The organism is Sphingopyxis sp. GW821-FHT12F08 (assembly GCF_058806755.1).
In genome coordinates this window covers 361,357-384,067 of sequence record NZ_JBXAQA010000004.1, presented here as the reverse complement: position 1 = coordinate 384,067, position 22,711 = coordinate 361,357, and the positions used below count along the sequence as shown (strand labels likewise).

Below are 22,711 nucleotides of genomic sequence, written 5' to 3'. Positions count from 1 at the left end.
GCGGCGTTGCGCGACGCCGCTGGCCCCCACCCCGTTCGGCTAACGCCCGGCTTACGCCGGACCAAGCCTCTCTGCCCCTCCCCTGAAGGGGAGGGGTTTAGTTGTTTCCGATTTCCGCTAAGCCAGCCTCGCATGAAGCGGCATTTCTACCTCGTCTGCGGCTGGCTGTCGCTCGCGCTCGGCGCGATCGGGGCTTTCCTGCCGCTCCTGCCCACCGTGCCCTTCGTGATCCTCGCCGCCTTCTGCTTCGCGCGTTCGTCGCCGCGGCTCGAGGCGTGGCTGCTGAATCATCGCAGCTTCGGTCCGCATATCATCGCGTGGCGCGACAAGGGGGCGATCAGCCGCAAGGGCAAGATCGCGGCGAGCGTGATGTTCGCGGCGAGCATCGTGCTTGCGCTGCTCCTTGCGCCCTGGCCTTGGATGATGGTGCCGATCGTCGTCGCGGCGGTGACGGGGACGTGGATCTGGACGCGGCCGGAGGGGTGACGGGCTTGTCGGCGCGGCTTTAGCCGATCCTCCCCGGAACGGGGAGGGGGACCAGCGAAGCTGGTGGAGGGGCACGCGGTGTCGAGCGCTGCGTATGATCTCCTGTGCCCCTCCACCACCCTTCGGGTGGTCCCCCTCCCCCTGCGGGGGGGATCGCTTAGGCGCGGCCCGTCGCCCGAGGCTTGACCTCGCGGCCTATGCACGCAACACAAGCGCCGCCGGGTCGCGCCGGGCAATTCACTGGACCGATAAATCGGCCTCCCCTAAAGACGACGCGAAACCGATGCACGCTTATGCCAATCCCACCCGTTTCCTCGCGATTGCGAAGCCGCTGACGCCGTGGCTGCTCGGCGTTGGGTTGCTGCTCGTGCTCGGCGGCGCCTTTGCCGGGCTGACGCAGGTGCCGGGCGACTACAAGCAGGGTGAGACCGCGCGAATCCTCTATGTCCATGTCCCTTCGGCCTGGCTCGGCATGGGCGGCTGGACGAGCCTCGCCGTCGCGGGGCTGGTGCAGCTGGTGTGGCGCCATCCGCTCGCCGGGATCGCGGCGCGCGCGATCGCGGTGCCGGGGATGCTGTTCACCGCCTTGTGCCTCGCGACGGGATCGATCTGGGGCAAGCCGACCTGGGGAACCTGGTGGGAATGGGACGGGCGGATGACCTCGATGCTCGTGCTGCTGTTCCTCTATGCGGGCTTCATCGCGCTGACGAGCGGCGACGCCAATGGAACTGGGGGCCAAAGGCAGGGCGGCACTTTGTCGCGCGGCGCCGCCATCTATGCGCTGGTCGGCGCGATCAACATTCCGATCATCAACCGCAGCGTCATATGGTGGAACAGCCTGCACCAGGGGCCGAGCATCACGCTGCGCGGATCGAGCATCGACGGCGCGCTGTTATGGCCTTTGGGCTTGACCGTGCTGGGTTTTTCCTTGCTGTTCGGCGCCATCGTGCTGATGCGGATGCGGCGGATCATCGCCGACAACCGCGTCGCGGCGCGGCTGCGGCGGCTCGCCGACGATGAGGGGAATTGACGCGTGACGGGGGTGATCAGCGGGGGCGGGCAATGGGCCTATGTCGCGGCCGCCTATGGGCTGACCGTGCTGCTGACCGGCGCGGTGCTGCTCGCGAGCTGGCGCGCGATGCAGAAGGCCGAAAAGCGCAGCGACGCGCTGCGTAGGGACCGGAAATGAAGGCGAAGCATCAACGGTTGATTCTGGCGCTGGTCGCGGTCGTTGGCGTAGCGGGCGCCGGCGTGCTCGGCGCGAGCGCGCTGCGCGACGAGGCGGCCTATTTCCGCACGCCGCAGGAGATCAAGGCGGGCAAGGCGCAAGTCGGCGAGCCGATGCGGCTGGGCGGCATGGTCGCCGCGGGCAGCATCATACGCCTGCCCGACGGGGTGACGATCCGCTTCGTCGCGACCGACGGCAAGGCGTCGGTCCCGGTGCAGTTCACCGGCATCGTCCCCGACCTGTTCGCCGAGGAAAGCGGCATGGTCGCCGACGGCCGGATGCGCGCCGATGGGACCTTCGTCGCCGACCGCATCCTGGCGAAGCATGACGAGCGCTATATGCCGCCGCAGATGGGCGAGATGCCCGAGGGCGTCGCGAAGATGGCGCCGAAAATATGATCGCAGAACTCGGCTTGGCCCTGCTGTGGATCGCGGCGGCGCTTGCGTGCCTGTCGCTGGTCGCGGGGATCGTCTTCCTGCGCGGCGGGCCCAAGGATCTCGCGTCGCTGGTGCGGCCGGCGAGCGTCGCGCAGGGGGTGCTGACCACCGCGGCCTTCGGCCTGCTGATCGCGCTGTTCGTGCGCTCGGACATGTCGGTCGAGCTGGTCGCGCGCAACAGCAACAGCCTGAAACCGATGATCTTCAAGATCGCGGGGACGTGGGGCAATCACGAAGGGTCGATGCTGCTGTGGCTGATGATCCTGTCGTTGTCGGGGGCGCTGATCGCAATCTTCGAGCGCCGGCTGCGCGAGGATACGCTGGTCGCGACCCTCGCGGCCCAAGCGGCGCTGAGCCTCGGTTTCTTCGCCTTCCTGCTCTTTTCGTCGAACCCGTTCAACCGCCTGGCGGTCGCGCCGCCCGACGGGCAGGGGCTCAACCCGCTGCTCCAGGACATCGGGCTCGCCTTCCATCCGCCGACGCTCTACGTCGGCTATGTCGGGCTGTCGGTGGCGTTCAGCTTCGCGGTCGGCGCGCTGATCACGCGCGAGATCGGGCCGGCCTTTGCGCGCGCGATGCGGCCGTGGGTGCTGTTCAGCTGGATCTTCCTGACGCTGGGCATCACCGCGGGCAGCTATTGGGCCTATTATGAGCTCGGCTGGGGCGGCTGGTGGTTCTGGGACCCGGTCGAGAATGTCTCGCTGATCCCCTGGCTTGCCGGCGCGGCCTTGCTCCATTCGGTCGCGGTGACCGCCACGCGCAATGCGCTGCGCGCTTGGACGGTGATGCTCGCGGTGATCGGCTTCTCGATGTCGATGGTCGGCACCTTCATCGTGCGCTCGGGGCTGCTCACCAGCGTCCACAGCTTCGCGGTCGATCCCGAGCGCGGGACCTTCCTGCTCGCCTTGATGGCGATCTATATCGGCGGCGCGCTCACCTTGTTTGCGCTGCGCGCCGGGTCGGTCGCCGAGGGCAAGAAATTCGCGCTGCTGAGCCGCGAAGGCTCGCTGGTGATCAACAATCTGTTGCTGACGACGATCCTCGCGTTGGTGCTGCTCGGCACGCTCTATCCGATCGTCGCCGAGGCGCTGGGCGAGAAGATTTCGGTCGGGCCGCCCTATTACAACAAGGTCGCGGGGCCGCTGGCGCTGATCCTGTGCCTCGTGATGGTCGCCGGGCCGCTGCTCGCCTGGCGCAAGGACGACGGACGGAAGCTGTGGTCGCGGCTGCCGCTCGCGGTGTTCGCAGGCGTGCTGGTGCTGGTGTCGCTGGTGATCTTCGGCGGCAAGGTCGGCATCCTGCCGCTGCTGGGGATGACCGTCGCGGGGGTGGTCGCGGTCGCGAGCCTCGCGCCTTTGTGGGGGCGGAACCTCCGCCGTACGCCGCTGCCGACCTGGGGCATGGTGACTGCGCATTTCGGGGTCGCGGTGTGCCTCGCCGGCATGGGGGCCGAAAGCGCCTTCATCAAGGAAAAGCTGGTTGCGGCGAAGCCCGGCGACGTGGTGAAGGTCGGCGATTTCGACGTCCGTTTCGAAGGCGTGAAGCCCGTCGCCGGACCCAATTTTACCGCGATCGAGGGCACGCTGGTCGCGACCACGCCGGGCGGCGGGTCGCATGTGCTGAAACCCGAATCGCGCATGTTCCCCGGGCTGATGGGCACCGCGCCGACCGAGACCAACGAGGCGGCGCTGCTGACGCGGCCGGGCGGGCAGCTTTATGCGGTGCTGGGGCAGCCGGTGGTCGGCGCCGACGGCGCGGGCCGCTATCAGCTGCGGCTGTGGTGGAAGCCGCTGGTGTGGTGGATCTGGCTGGGCGGCGCGCTGATCGCGATCGGCGGGGCGCTGTCGCTGCTGGGGCGTGCGCAGTTGCTGACGCTGTGGCGTGCGCGCCGACACCGCCAGTCGCAGGAGCGGTTTGCACCATGAAGAACCGCTGGGTCCTGTTCGTGCCGCTGGCGATCATGGGATTGCTGTTCGGCGCCTTCATCTATCGGCTGACGACGCCCGCCGAGACTTTGATCCAGTCGCAGTGGATCGACAAGCCGATGCCCTTGTTCGACCTGCCGCCCGCGACCGCGGGGGTCGCGGGGCTGAAGAGCAGCCAGCTCGCCGACGGCAGGCCGCGGCTGGTCAATGTCTTCGCGAGCTGGTGCATCCCGTGCCGCGCCGAGGCGCCGCAGCTCGAGGCGCTGAAGCGCGCGGGCGTGCCGATCGACGGCATCGCGATTCGCGACCGGCCCGAAGATGTCGCGCAGTTTCTCAATGAATTCGGCAACCCCTTCGACCGCATCGGGTCGGACATGCAGAGCAGCGTGCAGATCGCGCTGGGATCGTCGGGGGTGCCCGAAACCTTCCTGATCGACGGCAAGGGCATCATCCGCGAGCAGATCCAGGGCGTGATCCTGCAGGAACAGGTGCCCGAGATCATCGCCAAGCTGGAGGCGATGAAATGACGTTGCGCCTCGCCATGCTCGGCCTGCTGGCGCTGGCCGCGGTAGCGCCGCTCGCCGCGCAGGACCGGCTGCCGCCGGCGCCCTATGCCTATCAGCAGCTTGCCGACCCCGCGCAGGAGGCCAAGGCGAAGCGGCTGATGGAGGAATTGCGCTGCCTGGTCTGTCAGGGCCAATCGATCGCCGATTCGGATGCGCCGCTGGCGGGTGACATGCGCAACGAGGTGCGCAGCAAGATCGCGGCGGGCGAGAGCCCCGAGGAAATCCGCAGCTGGCTGGTCGCGCGCTACGGCAATTGGGTCGATTACGATCCGCCGTTCGATGCGGCGACCGCCTTTTTGTGGTTCGGGCCTTTGCTGTTCCTCGCGCTCGGCGGCTGGCTCGCCTTCGGGCGCTTCCGGCGTGGCGGCACCGACGAAGAGGGCGGGGCATGATCTGGCTGTGGGTCCTGCTCGCCGCGGCGCTGACGATCGGCGGGCTGCTCTTCGTGGGGCGCCTGCCCGCGGCGGCGCGACCGCTGGCGGCGGCAGCGGTGATGCTGGGGCTCGCGGGCTATGCGCTGCAGGGCCATCCGTCGCTGCCGGGCAAGCCCGTGATCCCGACCGAGACGATGGAGGGTTTCGGCGAGCCGATCACCGACCGGCAACAGGGCATGGCCGACCGCTTCGGCCCGGCATCGCAATGGATCGCGGCGTCCGACGGGCAGATGCGCCGCGGCCGCACCGAAAATGCGGCGAAGATGCTGCAGAACGGACTCGCCAAATATCCCGACAATGTCGACCTGTGGGTCGGCCTCGGCAATGCGCTGGTCGCGCACGGCGGGGGCATGATGTCGCCTGCGGCGGCGCTGGCCTTCGACGAGGCGGCGAAGCGCGATCCGACGCATCCGGGGCCGCCGTTCTTCGCGGGACTCGCGCTCGCGCAGGGCGGCGATTTGCGGGGCGCCGACGCCGTGTGGAGCGAACTGCTCGCGCGCAGCCCCGCCGATGCGCCGTGGCGTCCCGACCTCGAGGTGCGGCTGGGGCAATTGCGCCAGGCGCTCGGGCCGCAGCTGCCGCCCGAAGCGGCGAGCGAGGCCCCTGCCGAAGCGCTGGTGGGTCAATGATTCCCCGCTATTCCTCCGATGCGGGCTCGTCTAAAGGCGCGCGATGACTGCTGAGTCGCAACAGGCGGCAGGCGGTGCCGAAAGCGCCGCCCCCAACGCCGCCGATACCGGCCATTACGGCCATGGCCACCATAGTGACGGCGTGCTGAAGCTCGCCGTCGGCGCGGTCGGCGTCGTGTTCGGCGATATCGGGACCAGCCCGCTCTACGCCTTTCGCGAAACCTTTGCCGGGCATCATCCGATCGAGCCCGACCGGCTGCATATCTATGGCGTGCTCAGCCTGGTCTTCTGGTCGATGATGCTGGTCGTGACCTTCAAATATGTGCTGACGATCATGAAGGCCGACAACAAGGGCGAGGGGGGCAGCCTGGCGCTGCTCGCGCTGATCAGCCGTTCGTCGGAGGGCAAGCGCTGGACCTGGCCGATCGTGCTGCTTGGCGTATTCGCGACCGCGCTCTTCTATGGCGATTCGATGATCACCCCGGCGATGTCGGTGCTGTCGGCGACCGAGGGTCTCGAATATGTGAACCCCGGCTTCGCGCCCTATATCGTGCCGATCGCGCTCGCGATCCTGATCGGGCTGTTCGCGATCCAGTCGCGCGGGACGGCCAAGGTCGGCGCGCTCTTCGGGCCGATCATGCTCGCCTATTTCATCATGCTCGCCGCGCTCGGCATCATGCATATCGGCGACAATCCGTGGATCATCGTCGAGACGGTCAACCCGCTGAACGCGCTGCGCTTTTTCTCTATCGACGGGTTCACCGCCTTCATCGCGCTGGGTGCGGTGGTGCTCGCGGTGACCGGAGCGGAGGCGCTCTATGCCGACATGGGCCATTTCGGGCGCAAGCCGATCGGGGTGAGCTGGCTGGTCTTCGTGTTGCCCGCGCTGATGCTCAACTATATGGGGCAGGGCGCGATGGTGCTCGCCGCCGAGGCGGGACCGCGCGCCGAGCTGATCTCCGATCCCTTTTTCCAGATGATGCCCGACATGTGGCGCGTGCCGGTGGTGATTCTGGCGCTGCTCGCGACGATCATCGCGAGCCAGGCGGTGATCTCGGGTGCCTTCTCGCTGACCCAGCAGGCGATCCAACTGGGCTTCATCCCGCGCCTGCGCGTCGAGCATACCAGCGCGTCGGCGGCGGGGCAGATCTATATCCCGGTCGTGAACTGGTTCCTGATGACGATGGTGATCATCCTCGTCCTCTTCTTCGGATCGTCGAGTAACCTCGCCGCGGCCTATGGCATCGCGGTGACGGGCGCGATGTTCATCGACACCTGCCTGCTCAGCGTCGTGCTGTTCACGCTGTGGAAGTGGCCGGCGTGGAAGGCGTTGCCGGTGCTGGCGGTCTTCTTCACCGTCGATATCGCCTATTTCGGCGCCAATCTGATCAAGGTGCCCGACGGCGGCTGGGTGCCGCTGGCGATCGGCCTCGTCATCTTCACCATGCTCACCACCTGGTCGCGCGGGCGCAAGCTGATGCAGCAGGAAATGGCCGAAGGCGCGATGCCGATCCCGATCTTCGTCAAATCGGCCGCGAACAGCGCGACGCGCGTGCCGGGCACCGCGGTGTTCATGACCTCGTCGGCCGACGGGGTGCCGCACGCGCTGCTCCACAACCTCAAGCACAACAAGGTGCTGCACCAGCGGATCATCCTCTTGACGATCAAGATCGCCGACGTGCCGTTCGTCGAGGAAAAGAAGCTGTGCGCGCTCGACGACCTGGGCCAGGGGTTCCACCGGCTGATCCTGAACTACGGTTTCATGCAGCCGGTCGACGTGCCCGCCGCGCTGCACCGCGTCACCGGCTGCGGCGGCGATTTCAAGATGCTCGAGACGAGCTTCTTCCTGTCGCGCCAGACGCTGATCGCGGCGGCGAAGCCGGGGATGCCGATCTGGCGCGAGAAACTCTTCGCGTGGATGCTGCGCAACTCGGAAAGCGCGATGGAATATTTCCGTCTGCCGACCAACCGCGTCGTCGAACTGGGCAGCCAGGTCGCGATCTAGGGTGCGTCCGCTTCGGACGCATCGCCGCAATAAGCGTTTGAACAAGACCGGCAGTCTTGCGATGCTGGCCCCTCAAAGAAGGTCGGCCAGCAGCATGGATATTCCCCCGCGCGACGCGATCATCCAGCCGGCCGTGGCGGCGCGCGCACCCTTTGCGTTGCTGCTCGGGCCGGCGATGGCCGACCATGCGGTCGAGGCGCTGATGCGGCGCATGGGGCTGCGGCCCGAGACGTCTGGCGTGGGCGGGTTGCCGCTGCGGCTGGCGCTGGGGCCGCTGAGCGCGACGCTCGATCGCGCGGACCATGCAGCGCTCGACCTGGCCGACCCGGCGGACCGGGCGACGAGCAGCCTCGGTACCAGCCTGCCCGATGGCTGGCGCGGGACGCGCGCGCGCTGGATCGTCAAACTCGGCGCGGCGCACGGTGCCGCCGATGCGCCGCCGCCGCCGCTCGCCGACTATCTCAAGATGCTCGTGCTGCTGATCGATGCCTTCGAGGCCGATCAGATTTTCTGGTCGCCGGCGCGGCTATGGACCAGCGCGCCGCAGTTCCGCGGCGCGGTCGCCGAGATGCAGGCGAGCGGCATGCCCCCGGTGCTGCATCTCGTCGCCTTCCGTCGCCGCGACGATGCGGCGGGCGAACGCGTGGCGACGCGCGGGCTCGCCGTCTTCGCGGGGCAGGAACTCGAGGCGCATATCCCGCCGGGGTGGGACATGGCGGCGATGGTCAAGCGGCTGGCGCGGTTGGCGCTCGACATGATGCTCAACGGCCCGGTGACGCGGGCGCAGCAGGCGCCGGGTCTGGAGCGCGGCGAATCGGTCGCGCTGACCCCGCAGGGCGGCGGCGGCGGGCGGCCGGCGACGGTGCTGGTCGAGTTCAGCGTCGACCGCTGATGGCCGGGGGCGATCCGCCCGGGCTCCCCCGTTGCCGCTGGTCCGGCGCCGCACCTGCGACAAGCGGGTATCAGCGCCACCATCTGATCCCGGTCGCGCTGCTGCAGCGGCCGCAGATGATGGCGATGTTCGCCGATCTGCACGGCGAGGGTTTCGTGCTGCACCGCTTCGACCTCAACGGGCTGGTGCTGCCGGGCAACGAGCGGCTGGCGCGGCTGTCGGGCCAGGCGCTGCACCGCGGACCGCACGGGGCTTATAGCGACGTCGTTGCGGCGCGGGTCGAGCAGATCCGGGCTGGTCACGCGTTGCAGGCCGCGACCGACCATTCGGGCGCGCGGCGCGTCGCGGCGATGCGGCTGCGGCTGTTGCAGGACACGCTGCGCCGCGCGCTGACCGACCGCCACGGCGCGGCCTTCTGGCTCAACCGCCGCGACCCGATGCGGCTGTTCGCCGACCGGCCCTATCTGGATGCGGCGATCGAGCGGTTGTTTGGGGGGTAGGAGGGCATTCGCCACCTCCAGAGTCACCCGCGAAGCCGTTATGTGGCCTTAATGTATCCGCGAGCTTCGAATAGGAGCTCTGTCCCGCCTGGGTCCCAGTCCCAAGGAATTATTCCGTATGCTTCGGGTAGCGAAGGCACGCCCGCCACGAACCAAGCGGAAGACTGTGCCTCCCGACCGTCGGGTAGTTGGTAGTGAACGGAAATCATAAATTGCAAAACCACCCCGTCGGCCGGATGTCGAGGGTCTGATTTTTCTAGAACAATGAGTTGTTGATCTTGTGCTCGTCCACCTGGAAGAACGATCAAGTCAGATCGATAATTTCTTACTTCTTTATGAGGGACATCAGAAAGAATTTTAAATCCTCCGATCGGGTTATGGTCCTTAATTGGATTTTTGAATGGTGGTGCTAGGAAATGATAAATGTCAGCGTGGTATGCGGGCGTCTTTCCGATATTTCCGAGGATGGCATAAACGGAAATAATAAACCCATGTTCCGTTTTGGCAATGAAGTCGAATTCAACTGATATTTCGATCCAAGGCCTTTGAGCCTGATCGGTCAACTCGTTCTGTCGATTCATTGCTTCTGTAGCGCGAGCCGTATCCTGTACGGCCCGCCGAGTTAACGCGATTTGCCACATCAAGAGGGATGAGCCTAGTATCGCGGCACCGAACCCGCACTTTGTCCAAAAAGCACTCTTTTCGGCTGCCTTGGCCGCACGCCACTGTGCGCAAAGGTCGCTTTCATTGTGTCCTTTGGGGTTATTGCAGGGGCTGCGATATTCAATTGGATTGGCATTGGGTAATCTCGCGGCAGCCGGATCAATCTCGAACGACTTATCGGCAGCATAACGATAAGGCTGATAAAGCTGCTCTTTGGGGTAGTTTAGAGCGGCGACATAGTATCCGATGCCGAACGTCCACAGCAGTAGGGCGCACCCCATCGCAGCCGCAATTCTCTTGCTCCCGTTGTTTCTAAGCATCGCAATAAACACGCCGCCGCAGAATTTCTTCTGCTTAGCTTGTCCATCATATTCGGCCCAGAGTCCACAACTGTCCTCAGGCTGTGCGAACTGGTTCTGAAAGGCAAAATTACAGCCGCACCTTCGCCTCCAGCTCGCGCCGCGCCGCCAGATATTGCTCCTCGAGCTGCGCCACGAATTCCGCGACCGGCAACACGCCGCGCACCGGGCTGATACCCTGCCCCGAGCCCCAGATGTCTTTCCACGCCTTGACCTTGGTATTGCCGCCCGAGCCGAAATTCATCGTCTTCAAATCGCCCTCGGGCAGATTGTCGGGATCCATGCCCGACGCGACGATCGAGCCGCGCAGGTAATTGCCGTGAACGCCGGTGAAGAGGTTCGAATAGACGATGTCGGCGGCGCGGCCCTCGACGATGCCGTTCTTGTAGCCCGGGTCGGCATTGGCTTCCTCGGTGGCGATGAAGGCGCTGCCGATATAGGCGAGGTCGGCGCCGCAGGCCTGCGCGGCGAGGATCGAACGGCCGTGGCCGATCGCGCCCGACAGCGCTACGGGTCCGTCGAACCATTCGCGGATTTCCTGCACCAGCGCGAAGGGCGACTGCACCCCGGCGTGGCCGCCCGCGCCCGCGGCGACGGGGATCAGGCCGTCGGCGCCCTTTTCGACCGCCTTGCGCGCGAAGCGGTCGTCGATGACGTCGTGCAGCGTGATGCCGCCCCAGCTATGCACCGCCTGGTTGAGCTCCTCGCGCGCGCCGAGCGAGGTGATGGTGATCGGCACCTTCCACTTGGCGCAGGTCGCGATGTCGGACTCGAGCCGGTCGTTCGATTTATGGACGATCTGGTTGACCGCATAAGGCGCCGACGGACGGTCCGGATTGTCGCGGTCCCACGCCGCGAGCTCCTCGGTGATCCGGTGCAGCCATTCGTCGAGCAGCGACTGCGGCCGGGCGTTCAGCGCGGGGAAGCTGCCGACGACGCCGGCCTTGCACTGTGCGATGACGAGCTCGGGCCCCGAGACGATGAACAGGGGCGAGCCGATGACGGGCAGGCGCAGGCGGTCGAAGATCGGGGGAAGGGCCATGGAATCACACTCTCCGGTTGCTGTTTGCAACTTACCTTAACGTAAAGGGAAGGTCTGGCAAGGGGCGTTGGGAGACCTGAGCTAACCCCTCATCTTCAGAGGAGGGGCAGTGAGACTTGGTCCGGCGTAGCCGGGCCTTTAGTCGAGCGGGGTGGTGCTGGCGACCGCACACCAAGCCGCGAGCACCACCCCGCTGCGACTAACGAACAAGTTCGTAAGTCTCGCTACCCCTCCTCTGAAGAGGAGGGGCTTTACAGCAGCGCGAGGTCGATGTCGCCGTGCCGGTCGAGCCACTGCGGCGCTTCGGGCATCGGATATTTGAGCCCGGTCGCGCAGTTGAACAGCACGGCGCGTTCGTCGTGATCGACCAGGCCCTGTTTGACCGCCTGATGGTAAGCCGCGAGCGTCGCGCCGCCTTCGGGGCAGAGCAGCAGGCCATCTTTTCGCGCGGCGGCGTCGACCGCGGCGAGGATCGCGGGGTCGCCGACCGCGAGCGCGCGGCCGCCCGAGGCGCGCACCGCGCGCAGGATCAGGAAGTCGCCGACCGCGCGCGGCACGCGGATCCCCGCGGCGACGGTCGCGGCGTCTTCCCAGCGTTCGGCATGTTCCTCGCCCGCCTCCCAGGCGCGGACGATCGGCGCGCAGCCCGAGGCCTGGACGGCGTACATGCGCGGGCGCTTCGGCCCGATCCAGCCGAGTGCCTCCAATTCGTCGAAGGCCTTCCACATGCCGATCAGGCCGGTGCCGCCGCCGGTGGGGTAGAAGATCGCGTCGGGTAATTCCCAGCCGAACTGCGCGGCGAGTTCGAGCCCCATCGTCTTCTTGCCCTCGATCCGATAGGGTTCCTTGAGCGTCGAGAAGTCGAACCAGCGCCCCTCGGCGGCGCCCCGCGCGACGATGCCGCCGCAATCGTCGATCTGGCCGTTGACGCGCCAGACGCGCGCGCCCTGCGCGGCGATCTCGCGGACATTGATCTCGGGAGTTTCCTCGGGACATAGGATCACCGTCTCGATCCCGCAGCGCGACGCATAGGCGGCGAGCGCGGCGCCGGCATTGCCGTTGGTCGGCATCGCGATGCGGGTGACGCCGAGTTCGCGCGCCATCGCGACCGCCATCACCAGCCCGCGCGCCTTGAACGACCCGGTCGGCAGCCGCCCCTCGTCCTTGACCAGCACATGCGCGCCGCCCGCATGCGGGATGGGGACGAGCGGGGTCTCGATCTCGCCGAGCGAGACGATGTTTTCGGTGTGGCGCACGGGCAGCAGCTCGCGCCAGCGCCAGAGGTCGGTGGCGCGCGCTTCGAGCGCGTGGCGGCTGAGCGCGGCGCCGGCGGCGTCGAGGTCGTAGCGGACGAGCAAGGGCCGGCCGGCGGCGGAGAGGCCGTGGAGTTGGTCCGCCGGATAGGTCTCGCCGGTCAGCGAGCACTCGAGATGGGTGACGAAGGTCGGGCGGTCGGCGCGAATATTTTCGTTGATCATCTCAACGCGACCCGATCCCCGGCGTCGGCGCATCCTTCCAGTCGACGCGGTAGAGGTCGAAGCGGCGGTCGCGCAGATTCTGCACCGCGCCGCTCTGGCGGCTGGTGAGCAGGTCGGCGAGGCTCAGATCGGCGATCGCGATCGTCTCGGTATTGGGCGCGGTGTCGGCGGCGACGCCGTCGCGCGCGAAGGCGAAGTCCGACGGGGTCAGGATCGCGCTCTCGGCATAATGGATGTCCATATTCTCGACGTTCGGCAGGTTGCCGACGACGCCCGAGGTGATGACATAGCATTGATTCTCGACCGCGCGCGCGTGGCAGCAATAGCGGACGCGCAGATATCCGCGCCGCTCGTCGGTGCAGAAGGGGACGAAGAGCATCATCGCGCCCTGGTTGACGAGGTGGCGCGCGAGTTCGGGGAATTCACTGTCGTAGCAAATCATCACCCCGATCGGACCGCAGTCGGTGTTGATCGCGTCGGCGCCATGGCCGCCCTTGATGTTCCACCAGCGGCGCTCGGACGGGGTCGGGTGGAGCTTTTGCTGCGTATGCACCGATCCGTCGCGCAGGAAGACATAGGCGATGTTGCGGATGTCGCCATTGGGCATGCGCGTCGGGTGCGAGCCGCCGATGATGTTGATATTATAGCCGACCGCGAGCTTTTCCATGAAGGCAACATAGCGGTCGGTGTAGTCGGCGATCTTCTCGATCGCCTGTTGCGGCTCCAGCTTCTTGCGTTCGATCGACAGCAATTCCAGTGTGTAAAGTTCCGGAAACACGACAAAGTCCGCCTTGTAGTCGGCGGCGACGTCGACGAAATATTCGACCTGTTCCTCGAACTCCTCGATCTTGGCGATGCCGCGCATCTGGAACTGGACGGTCGCGACGCGGACCGAGGCGGGCAGGCGGTCGTGGATCGCGCCGCGCGCCTTGGGGCTCGCCGCATCCTTGGGCTCGAGCGGGTTTTCCCAGTACATCAGCACAGCATGGCCGCCGCTGTCGAGGTCGCGGCGGTCGTAGTGGTGAAGCACGCGGCGCGCCTCGAAGCCCTGCGCGATCTGGAAATTGATGACGGGATCGCGCAGTTGTTTTTCGACGACGGCGTCGAGATAATCCTGCGGGTCCGGATATTTGCGGCGGCGGCGGGCGTAGCCCGGCATGCGGCCGCCGAAGGCGATGCCCTTCAATTCATAGGATTGGCAGAGTTCCTGGCGCTTGCGGTAGAAGCGCTGGCCGATGCGCAGGCGGCGGTAGTCGGGGTCGACGCATACTTCCATGCCATAGAGGATGTCGCCGTCGGGATCGTGGCTGGTGCCGAAGCCGCCGCCGCTGATCGCCGACCAGCGATGGTCGGTGAACACTTCCTCCTGCGGCACGATCAACGTCGCACAGAGGCCGATGATCGCGCCTTCATATTCGGCGACGAACTGGCCCTCGGGGAAATTGTTGATCTGGCCACGGATCTGCGCCGCCGAATAGCCTTCGCCGCGGCCATAGACCTTGGCGGTCAGGCGCGCGATCGCGGCGGCGTCGCGGGGGGCGCTATTGCGGATGACGAGCTTGGCTTTGGTGGAGTCCATGGGGTCTGCATAGGGGGAGAGGAGACGGGCTGTCCATCGCCACTACTGGCGAAGCGCGGGTCGGATTCCCATCTGTCCTTGCGAAGGAGCGCCGCCATGGCCGAATACAAGATGCTGATTCCCGATGCCAGCCACCCGATCACGATCGCCCCGCACCCCGCGCGGGTCGAAGTAAGGATCGGCGACCGGGTGATCGTCGATACGAAAGCGGCGCTGGCGCTGCGCGAGGCGAGCTATCCCGCGGTGCTCTATATCCCGCGGGCCGACGTCGACATGGCGCAGCTGCGGGAGTCGAGCCACGCGAGCTATTGCCCGTACAAGGGCGAGGCGGGCTATTTCGACCTGTCGGCGCTGGGCGACAAGGGCGCGAATGCGGTGTGGACCTATGAGGCGCCCTATGACGCGGTGGCCGCGATCGCCGGGCATGTCGCTTTCTATCCCGACCGGGTGACGTTCGTCGAACATCCGCCCGGATAGCGGGCCCTATTCCGCGCCGGCGATCTCGACGCGGTTGCGGCCGTTCTGCTTGGCGCGGTAGAGGGCGTCGTCGGCGGCCTTGAGCGCCGCGCGTGTGTCGCCGTGGCCGAAGATGTCGGCGACCCCACCCGAGAAGGTGATCTGGCCGAAGGGCTCGTCGGTCTTGCGGTTGATCAAGCGCCGCGCGGCGAGATGCTCGCGCGCCTGGTCGAGGCGTTCGGCCGCGGCGGCGGGGGTGCGGCCGCGGAACAGCATGACGAATTCCTCGCCGCCGTGGCGCGCGACATGGCACCGGTCGTCGCTGATCTGCGACAGCGTGTCGGCGATCGCCTTGAGCACGCGGTCGCCGGCCTCATGGCCGTGCGCGTCGTTGATCAGTTTGAAATTGTCGATGTCGCAAAAGGCGACGCTGAGCGGCTCCATCGCCATCTGTGCATCGCGATACTGGCGTTCGAGCAGCTCCTCGAAGGCGCGGCGGTTGGGCAGGCCGGTGAGATAGTCGATCTCGGCATCGCGCCTGGCGCGTTCGAGGCTGCGGCGGAGCGACTTCGCTTCCTCCTCGCTCTTGCGCATCTCATCCTCGGCCTTGCGCGTGCGTTCGAGCATCGTCTTGGCAAGGTCGGCGAGGTTCGAGACGATCTGGCCGGTTTTCTGCAATTGTTCGAGGTCGGTGACATGCTGTTCGAGCTCGCTGCCGTAATCGGCGGCGTGCTTGTGCGCGCTCTTGCTTTGCACCTGGAAGGTTTCGAGATTGGTCTCGAGCCGCGCCATCAGCCGCTCGAGCTCGGCCTGCGCCGAGCTGTCGGCGACCTCCTCGGTCAGTTCGTCAAGCCACGCCTGGGTGACGCCGCCGGTACCGGTGCGCGCGGTGATCTGGCGCGCGAGGCGCGGGTTGTTGCCCGAAAAGGCGCTGTGCGCGAGCAGCAGATTGGCGGGCGTGACGTCGAGATTGTTGTCGAGCAGGAAGGTGCCGATCGCCTCGACGAGGTCGCGCCGCGCGAGCCGCGCGAGGTCGCGCACGCCCCCAGGCTCGGTCGCATCCTGCTGCGAAGCCTCGCCGCCGCGGGAATGGCGAAGCCCCAGCCAACCAAGGAGCCGCCCGACCGGCTCACCAGAGGAAGATACGAAAGTGGTCATGCGAGGTTTAACGGTCGCGGTCGAAGAGGATTAAGCCGGGTTTACCATGATTTTCGCCGGTGTGCGGCAAACACCCGATATGGCGCATTTTTTCCCGGCCGAGCCGGGAGGTCGTGGCGCGATTTGCAAAAGATGAAAAAAATTCGCAGACCCTGTCGATTCGCGCGCGGCCCGTTCGTCGTCTGTACAAGAGGCCGATAGCGGCTTTCGTTTTTTGAGGAGAAAGACAATGCGTGTGATGGTTTTCGTCAAAGCGACCGAGGACAGCGAAAGGGGCATCGACCCGACTCCGGAAATGACCGCGATGTTCGAGGCGATGGGCAAGTTCAACGAGGAACTGGTGGGCGCCGGCGTGATGGTCGACGGCGACGGACTGAGGCCTTCGTCGCATGGCAAGCGCATCGCGTTCGACGGGCCGAACCGGTCGGTGATCGACGGGCCCTTCGCCGAGACGCGCGAGCTGGTCGCCGGTTACTGGATCTGGGAGGTCAAGGACATGGACGAAGCGGTCGCCTGGGCCAAGCGCTGCCCCAACCCGATGCCGGGGCCGAGCGAGCTCGAAATCCGTCCCTTCTACGAGATGGAGGATTTCGGCGACGCGCTGACCCCCGAAATCATCGCGCAGGAACAGAAATTGCGCGACAAGCTGAGCGGCGAATAAGCGCCGCGCGCCGCCGCCATGCTTGCCTCTCCCGGCGCTTTCGCCGAGAAGGCCGGCATGGCGAAGGCGGCAACGAGCGAGACCAACCGCGCGATCGAGGCGGTGTTCCGGATCGAGCGCGCGCGGCTGATCGCCGGGCTCGCGCGGATGACGCGCGACGTCGATCGCGCCGAGGAACTGGCGCAGGAGGCGCTGCTGGCCGCGCTGACTGAATGGCCGCGAACGGGGGTGCCGGACAATTCGGGCGCCTGGCTGATGGCGGCGGCGAAGCGGCGCGCGATCGACGGCTTTCGCCGCAGCGCGATGGCGAGCCGCAAGCATGACGAACTGGCACGCGACATGGACGAAGCCGACGACAGCGTCGCGGCGATCGAGGCCGCGATCGACGACGAACTGGGCGACGAGCTGCTCGGGCTGATCTTCGCTGCCTGCCACCCGGTGATCGCGCCCGAGGCGCGCGCCGCGCTGACCTTGCGGCTGGTCGGCGGGCTGACGACCCAGGAAATTGCGCGCGCCTTCCTGTCGAACGAGCCCGCGATCGCGGCGCGGATCACGCGCGCCAAGAAGGCGATCGCCAAGGCGGGGGTGGCGTTCGAAGTGCCGCGTGGCGGCGAACTGGCGGCGCGGCGCGCCTCGGTGCTCGAGGTCGTCTATCTGATCTTCAACGAAGGCTATGCCGCGACCGCGGGACCGTCGCTGGTGCGCCCGCCGCTCTGCGCCGAGGCGCAGCGGCTGGGGCGCATCCTGGCGGGGCTGATGCCGGAGGAGCCCGAGGTGCTGGGGCTGCTCGCGCTGATGGAGATCCAGGCGTCGCGGCTGGCGGCGCGGGCCGGGCCCGACGGGCGCTTCGTGCCGCTGACCGAGCAGAACCGCGCGCGCTGGGACCAGCTGCTCATCCGCCGCGGGCTGAAAACGCTGGAGCGCGCCGAGGCGTTGGGTGGGGCCGAAGGGCCCTATGCGCTGCAGGCGGCGCTCGCGGCGTGCCATGCGCGGGCGCGGCGCGTCGAGGATACCGATTGGAAACGGATCGCTTCGCTCTACGACCGGCTGCGGATCGCCATGCCGTCGCCGGTGGTCGAGCTGAACCGCGCGGTCGCGCACAGCATGGCGTTCGGACCCGAGGCGGGGCTGCGGCTGGTCGACGAAATCGCGAACGACGCGCTGCTGCGCAACTATGCGCCGCTGCCCGCGGCGCGCGGCGATTTCCTGTTCCGCGCCGGACGGCTGGGCGAGGCGAAAGCGGCGTTCGAGGATGCGGCGGCGCTCGCAGGGAACGACCGCGAGCGTGACTGGTTGCTGGGGCGTGCGGCGGCGTGCGCCGTGCCGGCTTAGGAGGATGTGATGGCGAAGAAGAAGGAAGTCGTGCTGCTGTCGGGCGGCAATCCGCAGATCGCCAAGGGCGACGGCGACGGGCCGGTGCAGGACTATATCGCCGCGATGCCGGGGTGGAAGAGCGCTGCGGGGGCGAAGCTCGACGCGCTGATCGTCCGGACCGTGCCCGGCGTCGAGAAGGCGGTGCGCTGGAACTCGCCCTTTTACGGGGTGCCGGGGCAGGGGTGGTTCCTCTGTTTTCACTGCTTCAACCGATACATCAAGATCACCTGGTTCCGCGGCCAGCAACTCGACCCTGTGCCGCCGGTGGGGTCGAAGGACCCCGATGCGCGCTATTTCCATATTCACGAGGATGAGGCGATCGACGAGGCGCAACTGACAAGCTGGATCCGGCAGGCGGCGGCGCTGCCCGGCTGGATTTCGCATGCGAAGGACAAGGTGAAATGAGCGAGAACGAGAAGAACCCCGCCGAACTGATCGACGCCCGCATCGCCGAGCTGGGCGACTGGCGCGGCGCGGTGCTGGCAAAGGCGCGCGCGCTGATCAAGGAAGCGATCCCGGGCGTCGTCGAGGAGTGGAAATGGCGCGGGGTGCCGACCTGGTACGCGGGCGGCAGGATCGTCTGCACCGGCGAGACGTATAAGGACAAGGTCAAGCTGACCTTTGCCAAGGGTGCGGCGCTCGACGATCCGAAGCGGCTGTTCAACGCCAGCCTCGACGGCAATGTCCGGCGGGCGATCGACATCGGCGCGGGGGACGCGATCGACGAGGCGGCGCTGAAGGCGCTGTTCGCCGAAGCCGCGGCGGCGAACGGCACGCGCTGACCGGCGGCGTTTCCGGAGGCGGCGGCGTCCGCCTCTATGTCGCGGAGATTGCACCGTAACTTTCTTGCGCCGGCGCTGTCGTTGGTCGAGGCGAACGGGCCGCCCGTCGAACAAAGCATAGTATGCTTTCCTTTCACGGGTCATCGCGGAGCGTGGACTCTCGCCGCGCTGCCCCTTGCGGGTCGTGCGGCTTCTATCCGTCTCACGCGTGTCAGGAGATTTTTCGCCCCGGCTGCTTTCACGGTGGACCAGATCGTGCCGGTTGCCCCTTCGCTTCCCCCCAACGAAGGTGTTCCATAGTGCCCTTTCCTTCCCCTGCGGCCGGCGGCGGCTGCGACTGCCTGCCGCGTTCGTCCGATGCGGCGTCCGACATCGATCTCCCCGCGGCGCCTGCCCCCGCATTGGCCTTTGTCCTCCATTATGAGGACCGCTGGTTCGGGGTGGAGAAACGCGTCGCCTTTGACGCCCCCGACCTCGCCGCGGCGCTGGCGATGATGGAGCATGAACCGATCGGCCGCTGGGCGGTGCTGTCGATGGACGGCAAAACGGTGTGCCGCCGCGGCGGCGAGCCGGGCGATGCCGCGGATTATTGGGTCGCCGACTGACCCGGAGCGGCCCGCCGCGCCCGCGTGGTCAATAGCTGCCCGGCGGGCCCGGCGCGCGATAGAAACGGTGGCGCGCCACCATTCCCTCGATCAGATGTTTCTTGAGCTTCGCCCGCATCCGGTCGGCGCCGTCGGGCGAAACGCAGACGAGGCGGGTGCCGCCGTCGGGCAGCGGCTCGATCGCGCTGATGTCGACGCCCGCGGTGCGGCACATGGCGGTGACGCCGGCCTCGTCGAGCATGACGTTCATCGCGCGGCTCATGCGACACCCGCCGGCGAGGCCGCGGCGCGGATGATCCCGGCGACCCTGGCATAACCCTCGGCGCTGGCGGTGGCGATATCGAGCGGCCGGCCGCCGAGCGCGGGATGATCGGTGTTCAGAAAGGCGATGGCCGGATCGCGCCCGCCCATCTGGAGATAGGCGAGCTGGCTGATGTCGCCCTGGCGCCGCGCGTCGGCGGGCGGGAGCGGGGTTCCGCGCTTGCGGAAATGGCTGTTGGTGCGGCGGGCGGCGGCGGGGTTGGCGGGCGGCTGGTCCATGGGGCGGCTCCTGTCGGTAAGCGGGAGCGCGCGTCGGTCTCTCAGTCGCGGCGGCTTACGGAAAGGCGTGCCGCGATGAGATCGATATGGGGACGCGCGGGACGGATTGTAAGGGCCCGGGGTGGGCGTTCGCCCTGATTTCCCGGTTGGCGGGGGCGCGGCCGGCACCTTCCCTGGCTGCGGGGGTCGTGGGAGTCCTTCTGTCCGGCGATGGCGGTTTTTTACCCTCGTTCGAATTGGCATGCGGTGGGCTTCGATCTGTTTCGCGCAAAGACGCAAAGACACGAAGATGTCGCGCATGGCCCCGCGCGAAGCGCTCTCCTGTGGGCATGCCATTGATCAAGGCGCCTGACGGCGCTGGTCTTCGCCGCTTCCTGGCGTCTTTGCGTCTTTGCGCGAAACGCCTTCGTCCCTGCCCTCGCGATCATTCGCGGGCTCGGGAAAGCCGAAGAAGGCGCAACGGGCGCGTTCGCCGGCGGTGCGGAGCGGGGCGAGTTCGGCGTTATAGGCCGCCTCATAGGCCTCGACCTCCTCGGGATCGAGGGAGCGTTCGTAATCGGCGTCGCCGAACTGGCCCTCCTCATCGCCGATGAAGTCGTCGGCGGGCGGGAAATTGGTGCGCAGCTCGTCCTTCTCCTCGTCGTGCCAGACGGTCATCGCCTCGGCGTCTTCCTCGGGCGTCGGGTCGGGTTGCGGCGCGTCGCCGGAATCGGCGGAAAACCGCGCAACTTCATTCGCGATCGGGGTGTCTTGCCAGAGCGAAGCGAGGGGGTTCGCGCGGTTGTCGCGGGCGGCGAGCCAGAGCGCGAGCGCGGCGGCCATTCCGGGTTGCGGGCCGCTTTCGGGGCGGTCCGCGCCGGTGGCGTCGGCGGCGTCGGCGGCGTCGGCGTCCGCGTCCGCGTCCGCAGTGGCGGCGCGTGCGGCTTCGGCGACATCGAAGAGTGACAGGAAGCCCGGCCAATCGCCGGCGATGATCTGCGCCAGCATCTCCTCGCCTGCCTTGGCGCGGGTTTCGACCATGCGGTCGAGGCGCGCGAGCATCGCGAGGCCGAGGCGCGCGTCGAGGCGGCGGCGCTTGACGAAGCTGCGATCCTCTTCGCGAAAGACGGTGGTCGTCTCCTCATGGCCATAGATCGCGCGGTCGAGCAGCTCGTCGGCGATCCGCCCGCGCGCGATCAGCACCGCCGCCGCCCAGCCGAGCCGGAACGCCGCGCCCCCGGGCCGCTGCTTGAGCTGATAGGCGGCGCTGGGCGACATGCCGACGCGCTCCGCCGAAATGCGCACCGAGCCGGTGTCGGCGACATGTTCGAGGAAGTCGCGCTGGAGCCGCGGTGTCCAGTGGTAGCTGGCGGGGGCGGGGATGCCGGCGGGATCGTGGTCGAGGTTTTCCATGGTTTCCATCGAGTCGCTCCTGTGGTTAGGTGAAACTGATAGAATGAACCATATGGGTGTATTTTAGGAAAGGAGAATCGGCGGATCCCGTAAAAACCCGCCGATTCCTCAAATGTCAGCCGAATTTGACGAGGTTTAGCGCAGGCAGCGGCCCGCCGGGGAATTGGGCCAGACGTCCGCCTATCGCCAATGACCCCAGGTCGATGCCGGCAAAGTCGAGCCGGTCGATCAGTCCACCGACAATCGCCTTCGCCGCCGCGTGGTCTCCCGAATAGAAGAGCACACGCTTGCCGCCTTCGCTCGCCGGATCGGCCGACAGGAGGTGGGGCTGGAGATGGTTGAAGGCCTTCACGACATGCGCGCCCGGAACCATGTCGGCAAACACCTCGGACGAGGTGCGTCCGCCGAGATCGAAGGGTTTGAACAGCGGCGCTTCGATCGGGTTGTTGGTATCGATGACGATACGGCCGTCGAAGGCGGGCAGGCCGGCAAGCGCGCCCGGCAGTTTCGACCAGTTTACCGCAACGAAGACGATATCCCGCGCCGCGGCCTCCTCGCGCGTTCCGGCGACGATGCCGGCGCCGAGCGTCGCGATGACCGGCGCGAGGCTGTCGGGCCCGCGGCTGTTGGCGAGCGTGGCCGCGATGCCCTTGTTGGCGAGCGCGGCGGCGATGGCGCGGCCGATATTGCCGGCGCCGATGATGCCGATGCTGGGCATGATGATGCTCCTTTCTGCCGGTGTGTCAGGCACTGAGGCCGCCGTCGGCGACGATGTCGGCGCCGGTCACGAAGGACGAATCCTCGCTCGCGAGGAAGGCGACGACCCCGGCGATCTCGCTCGACCGCGCGTAGCGGCCGAGGGCGATGCCGGCGGTCACGAACTCGGCGACGGAGCCATCGGCGGGGTTCATGTCGGTATCGGTCGGGCCGGGGTGGACCGAGTTGACGGTGATGCCCTTCGGCGCCAGATCGCGCGCAAGGCTACGGTTGAAGCCCGACACGGCGCCCTTGGTCAGCGTGTAGACCGAGGCGGTCGGGAAAGCCGCGTAGCGGGTCATCGACGAGCCGATATGGATCACCCGGCCGCCCGCCTTCATGTGACGAACGGCTTCCTGCGTCGCGACGAACACGCCGGTGACGTTGACCGCGATCATGCGCTCATAATCCTCGAAGCGATAATCGTCGATCGGTGCATTGATCGCGACGCCGGCGTTGTTGACGAGGATGTCGAGACCGCCGAGGCGTTCGGCCGTCGCGGCGACGGCGGCGCGCACGGCGTCGGGATTGCCCGCGTCGGCCTCGATCGCGATCGCCGTGCCGCCCGCGGCTTCGATGTCGGCGACGACGGCCGCGGCACGATCGGGCGAGGCGCTGTAGGTGATGGCGACGGCTGCGCCGTCGGCGGCGAGGCGTTTCGCGACGGCGGCACCGATCGAGCGCGAGCCGCCGGTGACGAGGGCGATCTTGCCCGAGAGATTATGGGTGGCGTTGGTCATGGTCTTCACTCCTGATTGGGGGTG

The 22,711-nt window shown here is 67.2% G+C and carries 26 protein-coding genes and 1 pseudogene; 17 read left to right on the top strand and 10 right to left on the bottom strand.

Going from position 1 to position 22,711, the window contains the following annotated elements; translation table 11 throughout:
• Positions 1–132: 132 nt before the first annotated feature.
• The 11 genes from AC1RNQ_RS13815 (at position 133) to AC1RNQ_RS13765 (ending at position 9,102) form a co-directional block, all read left to right on the top strand.
• Positions 133–486 carry a YbaN family protein gene (locus tag AC1RNQ_RS13815; protein WP_493171782.1) on the top strand — a complete coding sequence of 118 codons (354 nt, stop codon included), beginning with the start codon at positions 133–135 and terminating at the stop codon, positions 484–486.
• 283 nt (positions 487–769) lie between these two features.
• Positions 770–1,516: a heme ABC transporter permease CcmC gene (gene ccmC, locus AC1RNQ_RS13810; protein ID WP_137900148.1), complete on the top strand. Its 747-nt coding sequence runs from the start codon at positions 770–772 to the stop codon at positions 1,514–1,516.
• 3 nt (positions 1,517–1,519) lie between these two features.
• Positions 1,520–1,675 carry a hypothetical protein gene (locus tag AC1RNQ_RS13805; protein WP_493171780.1) on the top strand — a complete coding sequence of 52 codons (156 nt, stop codon included), beginning with the start codon at positions 1,520–1,522 and terminating at the stop codon, positions 1,673–1,675.
• A complete protein-coding gene (ccmE, locus tag AC1RNQ_RS13800) occupies positions 1,672–2,112 on the top strand; it encodes a cytochrome c maturation protein CcmE (protein WP_493171778.1) in 441 nt (146 codons plus the stop codon). The genes AC1RNQ_RS13805 and ccmE overlap by 4 nt, the downstream gene beginning before the upstream one ends.
• Positions 2,109–4,076, top strand: coding sequence for a heme lyase CcmF/NrfE family subunit (locus AC1RNQ_RS13795; RefSeq protein WP_493171776.1), 1,968 nt, complete (start codon positions 2,109–2,111; stop codon positions 4,074–4,076). The genes ccmE and AC1RNQ_RS13795 overlap by 4 nt, the downstream gene beginning before the upstream one ends.
• The gene (locus tag AC1RNQ_RS13790; RefSeq protein ID WP_493171774.1) at positions 4,073–4,603 is read left to right on the top strand and encodes a DsbE family thiol:disulfide interchange protein; all 531 of its coding nucleotides are present in this window, start codon (positions 4,073–4,075) and stop codon (positions 4,601–4,603) included. The genes AC1RNQ_RS13795 and AC1RNQ_RS13790 overlap by 4 nt, the downstream gene beginning before the upstream one ends.
• Complete coding sequence (locus AC1RNQ_RS13785; protein WP_493171772.1) at positions 4,600–5,034, top strand: cytochrome c-type biogenesis protein; 435 nt, start codon at positions 4,600–4,602, stop codon at positions 5,032–5,034. Before AC1RNQ_RS13790 ends, AC1RNQ_RS13785 begins: the two co-directional genes overlap by 4 nt.
• Positions 5,031–5,705: a tetratricopeptide repeat protein gene (locus AC1RNQ_RS13780; protein WP_493171770.1), complete on the top strand. Its 675-nt coding sequence runs from the start codon at positions 5,031–5,033 to the stop codon at positions 5,703–5,705. Before AC1RNQ_RS13785 ends, AC1RNQ_RS13780 begins: the two co-directional genes overlap by 4 nt.
• 43 nt (positions 5,706–5,748) lie before the next feature.
• The gene (locus tag AC1RNQ_RS13775; protein ID WP_493171769.1) at positions 5,749–7,710 is read left to right on the top strand and encodes a potassium transporter Kup; all 1,962 of its coding nucleotides are present in this window, start codon (positions 5,749–5,751) and stop codon (positions 7,708–7,710) included.
• Between the two features lie 94 nt (positions 7,711–7,804).
• Positions 7,805–8,602: a hypothetical protein gene (locus AC1RNQ_RS13770; protein WP_493171767.1), complete on the top strand. Its 798-nt coding sequence runs from the start codon at positions 7,805–7,807 to the stop codon at positions 8,600–8,602.
• Positions 8,602–9,102: an AHH domain-containing protein gene (locus AC1RNQ_RS13765; protein ID WP_493171765.1), complete on the top strand. Its 501-nt coding sequence runs from the start codon at positions 8,602–8,604 to the stop codon at positions 9,100–9,102. The genes AC1RNQ_RS13770 and AC1RNQ_RS13765 overlap by 1 nt, the downstream gene beginning before the upstream one ends.
• 38 nt (positions 9,103–9,140) lie before the next feature.
• Here the strand turns inward: AC1RNQ_RS13765 and AC1RNQ_RS13760 are convergent, their stop codons facing one another.
• From AC1RNQ_RS13760 to AC1RNQ_RS13745, 4 genes are all read right to left on the bottom strand, one after another.
• On the bottom strand, positions 9,141–10,097 hold the full coding sequence (locus tag AC1RNQ_RS13760; protein ID WP_493171764.1) for a hypothetical protein: 957 nt from the start codon (positions 10,095–10,097) through the stop codon (positions 9,141–9,143).
• A gap of 97 nt (positions 10,098–10,194) precedes the next feature.
• On the bottom strand, positions 10,195–11,166 hold the full coding sequence (locus AC1RNQ_RS13755) for an NAD(P)H-dependent flavin oxidoreductase (protein ID WP_493171762.1): 972 nt from the start codon (positions 11,164–11,166) through the stop codon (positions 10,195–10,197).
• 251 nt (positions 11,167–11,417) lie between these two features.
• A complete protein-coding gene (locus AC1RNQ_RS13750; RefSeq protein WP_493171760.1) occupies positions 11,418–12,644 on the bottom strand; it encodes a threonine synthase in 1,227 nt (408 codons plus the stop codon).
• Position 12,645: 1 nt separating this feature from the next.
• The gene (locus AC1RNQ_RS13745; protein ID WP_493171758.1) at positions 12,646–14,223 is read right to left on the bottom strand and encodes a carbon-nitrogen hydrolase family protein; all 1,578 of its coding nucleotides are present in this window, start codon (positions 14,221–14,223) and stop codon (positions 12,646–12,648) included.
• Between the two features lie 96 nt (positions 14,224–14,319).
• Between AC1RNQ_RS13745 and AC1RNQ_RS13740 the strand changes: the two genes are divergently transcribed.
• Positions 14,320–14,700 (top strand): DUF427 domain-containing protein, encoded by a 381-nt coding sequence (locus AC1RNQ_RS13740; RefSeq protein WP_493171756.1) that lies wholly within the window; start codon positions 14,320–14,322, stop codon positions 14,698–14,700.
• Between the two features lie 6 nt (positions 14,701–14,706).
• On the opposite strand, the gene AC1RNQ_RS13735 is transcribed toward AC1RNQ_RS13740, so the two are convergent.
• A complete protein-coding gene (locus AC1RNQ_RS13735; protein ID WP_493171754.1) occupies positions 14,707–15,837 on the bottom strand; it encodes a GGDEF domain-containing protein in 1,131 nt (376 codons plus the stop codon).
• Between the two features lie 229 nt (positions 15,838–16,066).
• Here AC1RNQ_RS13735 and AC1RNQ_RS13730 point away from each other — a divergent pair.
• The 5 genes and pseudogenes from AC1RNQ_RS13730 to AC1RNQ_RS13710 all read left to right on the top strand — a co-directional run.
• Positions 16,067–16,426 (top strand): annotated as a pseudogene (locus AC1RNQ_RS13730) (YciI family protein); the annotation flags it as partial.
• A 129-nt stretch (positions 16,427–16,555) separates the two neighbouring features.
• Positions 16,556–17,830, top strand: coding sequence for an RNA polymerase sigma factor (locus AC1RNQ_RS13725; protein ID WP_493171752.1), 1,275 nt, complete (start codon positions 16,556–16,558; stop codon positions 17,828–17,830).
• Between the two features lie 9 nt (positions 17,831–17,839).
• A complete protein-coding gene (locus tag AC1RNQ_RS13720; RefSeq protein WP_493171750.1) occupies positions 17,840–18,277 on the top strand; it encodes a DUF1801 domain-containing protein in 438 nt (145 codons plus the stop codon).
• Positions 18,274–18,654 carry a DUF1801 domain-containing protein gene (locus AC1RNQ_RS13715; RefSeq protein WP_493171748.1) on the top strand — a complete coding sequence of 127 codons (381 nt, stop codon included), beginning with the start codon at positions 18,274–18,276 and terminating at the stop codon, positions 18,652–18,654. The genes AC1RNQ_RS13720 and AC1RNQ_RS13715 overlap by 4 nt, the downstream gene beginning before the upstream one ends.
• A gap of 299 nt (positions 18,655–18,953) precedes the next feature.
• Complete coding sequence (locus AC1RNQ_RS13710) at positions 18,954–19,259, top strand: hypothetical protein (RefSeq protein WP_493171747.1); 306 nt, start codon at positions 18,954–18,956, stop codon at positions 19,257–19,259.
• 28 nt (positions 19,260–19,287) lie between these two features.
• Here the strand turns inward: AC1RNQ_RS13710 and AC1RNQ_RS13705 are convergent, their stop codons facing one another.
• The 5 genes from AC1RNQ_RS13705 to AC1RNQ_RS13685 all read right to left on the bottom strand — a co-directional run bounded on the left by AC1RNQ_RS13705 (position 19,288) and on the right by AC1RNQ_RS13685 (position 22,687).
• Positions 19,288–19,521 (bottom strand): hypothetical protein, encoded by a 234-nt coding sequence (locus AC1RNQ_RS13705; RefSeq protein WP_493171745.1) that lies wholly within the window; start codon positions 19,519–19,521, stop codon positions 19,288–19,290.
• Positions 19,518–19,799 (bottom strand): hypothetical protein, encoded by a 282-nt coding sequence (locus AC1RNQ_RS13700; protein ID WP_493171743.1) that lies wholly within the window; start codon positions 19,797–19,799, stop codon positions 19,518–19,520. Before AC1RNQ_RS13700 ends, AC1RNQ_RS13705 begins: the two co-directional genes overlap by 4 nt.
• 339 nt (positions 19,800–20,138) lie before the next feature.
• The gene (locus tag AC1RNQ_RS13695; protein ID WP_493171741.1) at positions 20,139–21,200 is read right to left on the bottom strand and encodes a hypothetical protein; all 1,062 of its coding nucleotides are present in this window, start codon (positions 21,198–21,200) and stop codon (positions 20,139–20,141) included.
• A 106-nt stretch (positions 21,201–21,306) separates the two neighbouring features.
• Positions 21,307–21,909 (bottom strand): NADPH-dependent F420 reductase, encoded by a 603-nt coding sequence (locus tag AC1RNQ_RS13690; RefSeq protein WP_493171739.1) that lies wholly within the window; start codon positions 21,907–21,909, stop codon positions 21,307–21,309.
• Positions 21,910–21,934: 25 nt separating this feature from the next.
• Positions 21,935–22,687, bottom strand: a complete 753-nt coding sequence (locus tag AC1RNQ_RS13685) for a 3-oxoacyl-ACP reductase family protein (protein ID WP_493171737.1) — start codon at positions 22,685–22,687, stop codon at positions 21,935–21,937.
• Between the last annotated feature and the right edge of the window lie 24 nt (positions 22,688–22,711).

What these genes read in the sequence shown, in the direction of transcription:
- AC1RNQ_RS13685 (WP_493171737.1), bottom strand. Translation starts at nt 22,687, where the DNA reads ATGACCAACGCCACCCATAATCTCTCGGGCAAGATCGCCCTCGTCACC.
- AC1RNQ_RS13775 (WP_493171769.1), top strand. Translation starts at nt 5,749, where the DNA reads ATGACTGCTGAGTCGCAACAGGCGGCAGGCGGTGCCGAAAGCGCCGCC.
- AC1RNQ_RS13765 (WP_493171765.1), top strand. Translation starts at nt 8,602, where the DNA reads ATGGCCGGGGGCGATCCGCCCGGGCTCCCCCGTTGCCGCTGGTCCGGC.
- ccmE (WP_493171778.1), top strand. Translation starts at nt 1,672, where the DNA reads ATGAAGGCGAAGCATCAACGGTTGATTCTGGCGCTGGTCGCGGTCGTT.
- AC1RNQ_RS13740 (WP_493171756.1), top strand. Translation starts at nt 14,320, where the DNA reads ATGGCCGAATACAAGATGCTGATTCCCGATGCCAGCCACCCGATCACG.
- AC1RNQ_RS13695 (WP_493171741.1), bottom strand. Translation starts at nt 21,200, where the DNA reads ATGGAAACCATGGAAAACCTCGACCACGATCCCGCCGGCATCCCCGCC.
- AC1RNQ_RS13795 (WP_493171776.1), top strand. Translation starts at nt 2,109, where the DNA reads ATGATCGCAGAACTCGGCTTGGCCCTGCTGTGGATCGCGGCGGCGCTT.
- AC1RNQ_RS13690 (WP_493171739.1), bottom strand. Translation starts at nt 21,909, where the DNA reads ATGCCCAGCATCGGCATCATCGGCGCCGGCAATATCGGCCGCGCCATC.
- AC1RNQ_RS13785 (WP_493171772.1), top strand. Translation starts at nt 4,600, where the DNA reads ATGACGTTGCGCCTCGCCATGCTCGGCCTGCTGGCGCTGGCCGCGGTA.
- AC1RNQ_RS13745 (WP_493171758.1), bottom strand. Translation starts at nt 14,223, where the DNA reads ATGGACTCCACCAAAGCCAAGCTCGTCATCCGCAATAGCGCCCCCCGC.
- AC1RNQ_RS13715 (WP_493171748.1), top strand. Translation starts at nt 18,274, where the DNA reads ATGAGCGAGAACGAGAAGAACCCCGCCGAACTGATCGACGCCCGCATC.
- AC1RNQ_RS13705 (WP_493171745.1), bottom strand. Translation starts at nt 19,521, where the DNA reads ATGAGCCGCGCGATGAACGTCATGCTCGACGAGGCCGGCGTCACCGCC.
- AC1RNQ_RS13755 (WP_493171762.1), bottom strand. Translation starts at nt 11,166, where the DNA reads ATGGCCCTTCCCCCGATCTTCGACCGCCTGCGCCTGCCCGTCATCGGC.
- AC1RNQ_RS13815 (WP_493171782.1), top strand. Translation starts at nt 133, where the DNA reads ATGAAGCGGCATTTCTACCTCGTCTGCGGCTGGCTGTCGCTCGCGCTC.
- AC1RNQ_RS13780 (WP_493171770.1), top strand. Translation starts at nt 5,031, where the DNA reads ATGATCTGGCTGTGGGTCCTGCTCGCCGCGGCGCTGACGATCGGCGGG.
- AC1RNQ_RS13750 (WP_493171760.1), bottom strand. Translation starts at nt 12,644, where the DNA reads ATGATCAACGAAAATATTCGCGCCGACCGCCCGACCTTCGTCACCCAT.
- ccmC (WP_137900148.1), top strand. Translation starts at nt 770, where the DNA reads ATGCACGCTTATGCCAATCCCACCCGTTTCCTCGCGATTGCGAAGCCG.
- AC1RNQ_RS13700 (WP_493171743.1), bottom strand. Translation starts at nt 19,799, where the DNA reads ATGGACCAGCCGCCCGCCAACCCCGCCGCCGCCCGCCGCACCAACAGC.
- AC1RNQ_RS13790 (WP_493171774.1), top strand. Translation starts at nt 4,073, where the DNA reads ATGAAGAACCGCTGGGTCCTGTTCGTGCCGCTGGCGATCATGGGATTG.
- AC1RNQ_RS13770 (WP_493171767.1), top strand. Translation starts at nt 7,805, where the DNA reads ATGGATATTCCCCCGCGCGACGCGATCATCCAGCCGGCCGTGGCGGCG.
- AC1RNQ_RS13725 (WP_493171752.1), top strand. Translation starts at nt 16,556, where the DNA reads ATGGCGAAGGCGGCAACGAGCGAGACCAACCGCGCGATCGAGGCGGTG.
- AC1RNQ_RS13735 (WP_493171754.1), bottom strand. Translation starts at nt 15,837, where the DNA reads ATGACCACTTTCGTATCTTCCTCTGGTGAGCCGGTCGGGCGGCTCCTT.
- AC1RNQ_RS13720 (WP_493171750.1), top strand. Translation starts at nt 17,840, where the DNA reads ATGGCGAAGAAGAAGGAAGTCGTGCTGCTGTCGGGCGGCAATCCGCAG.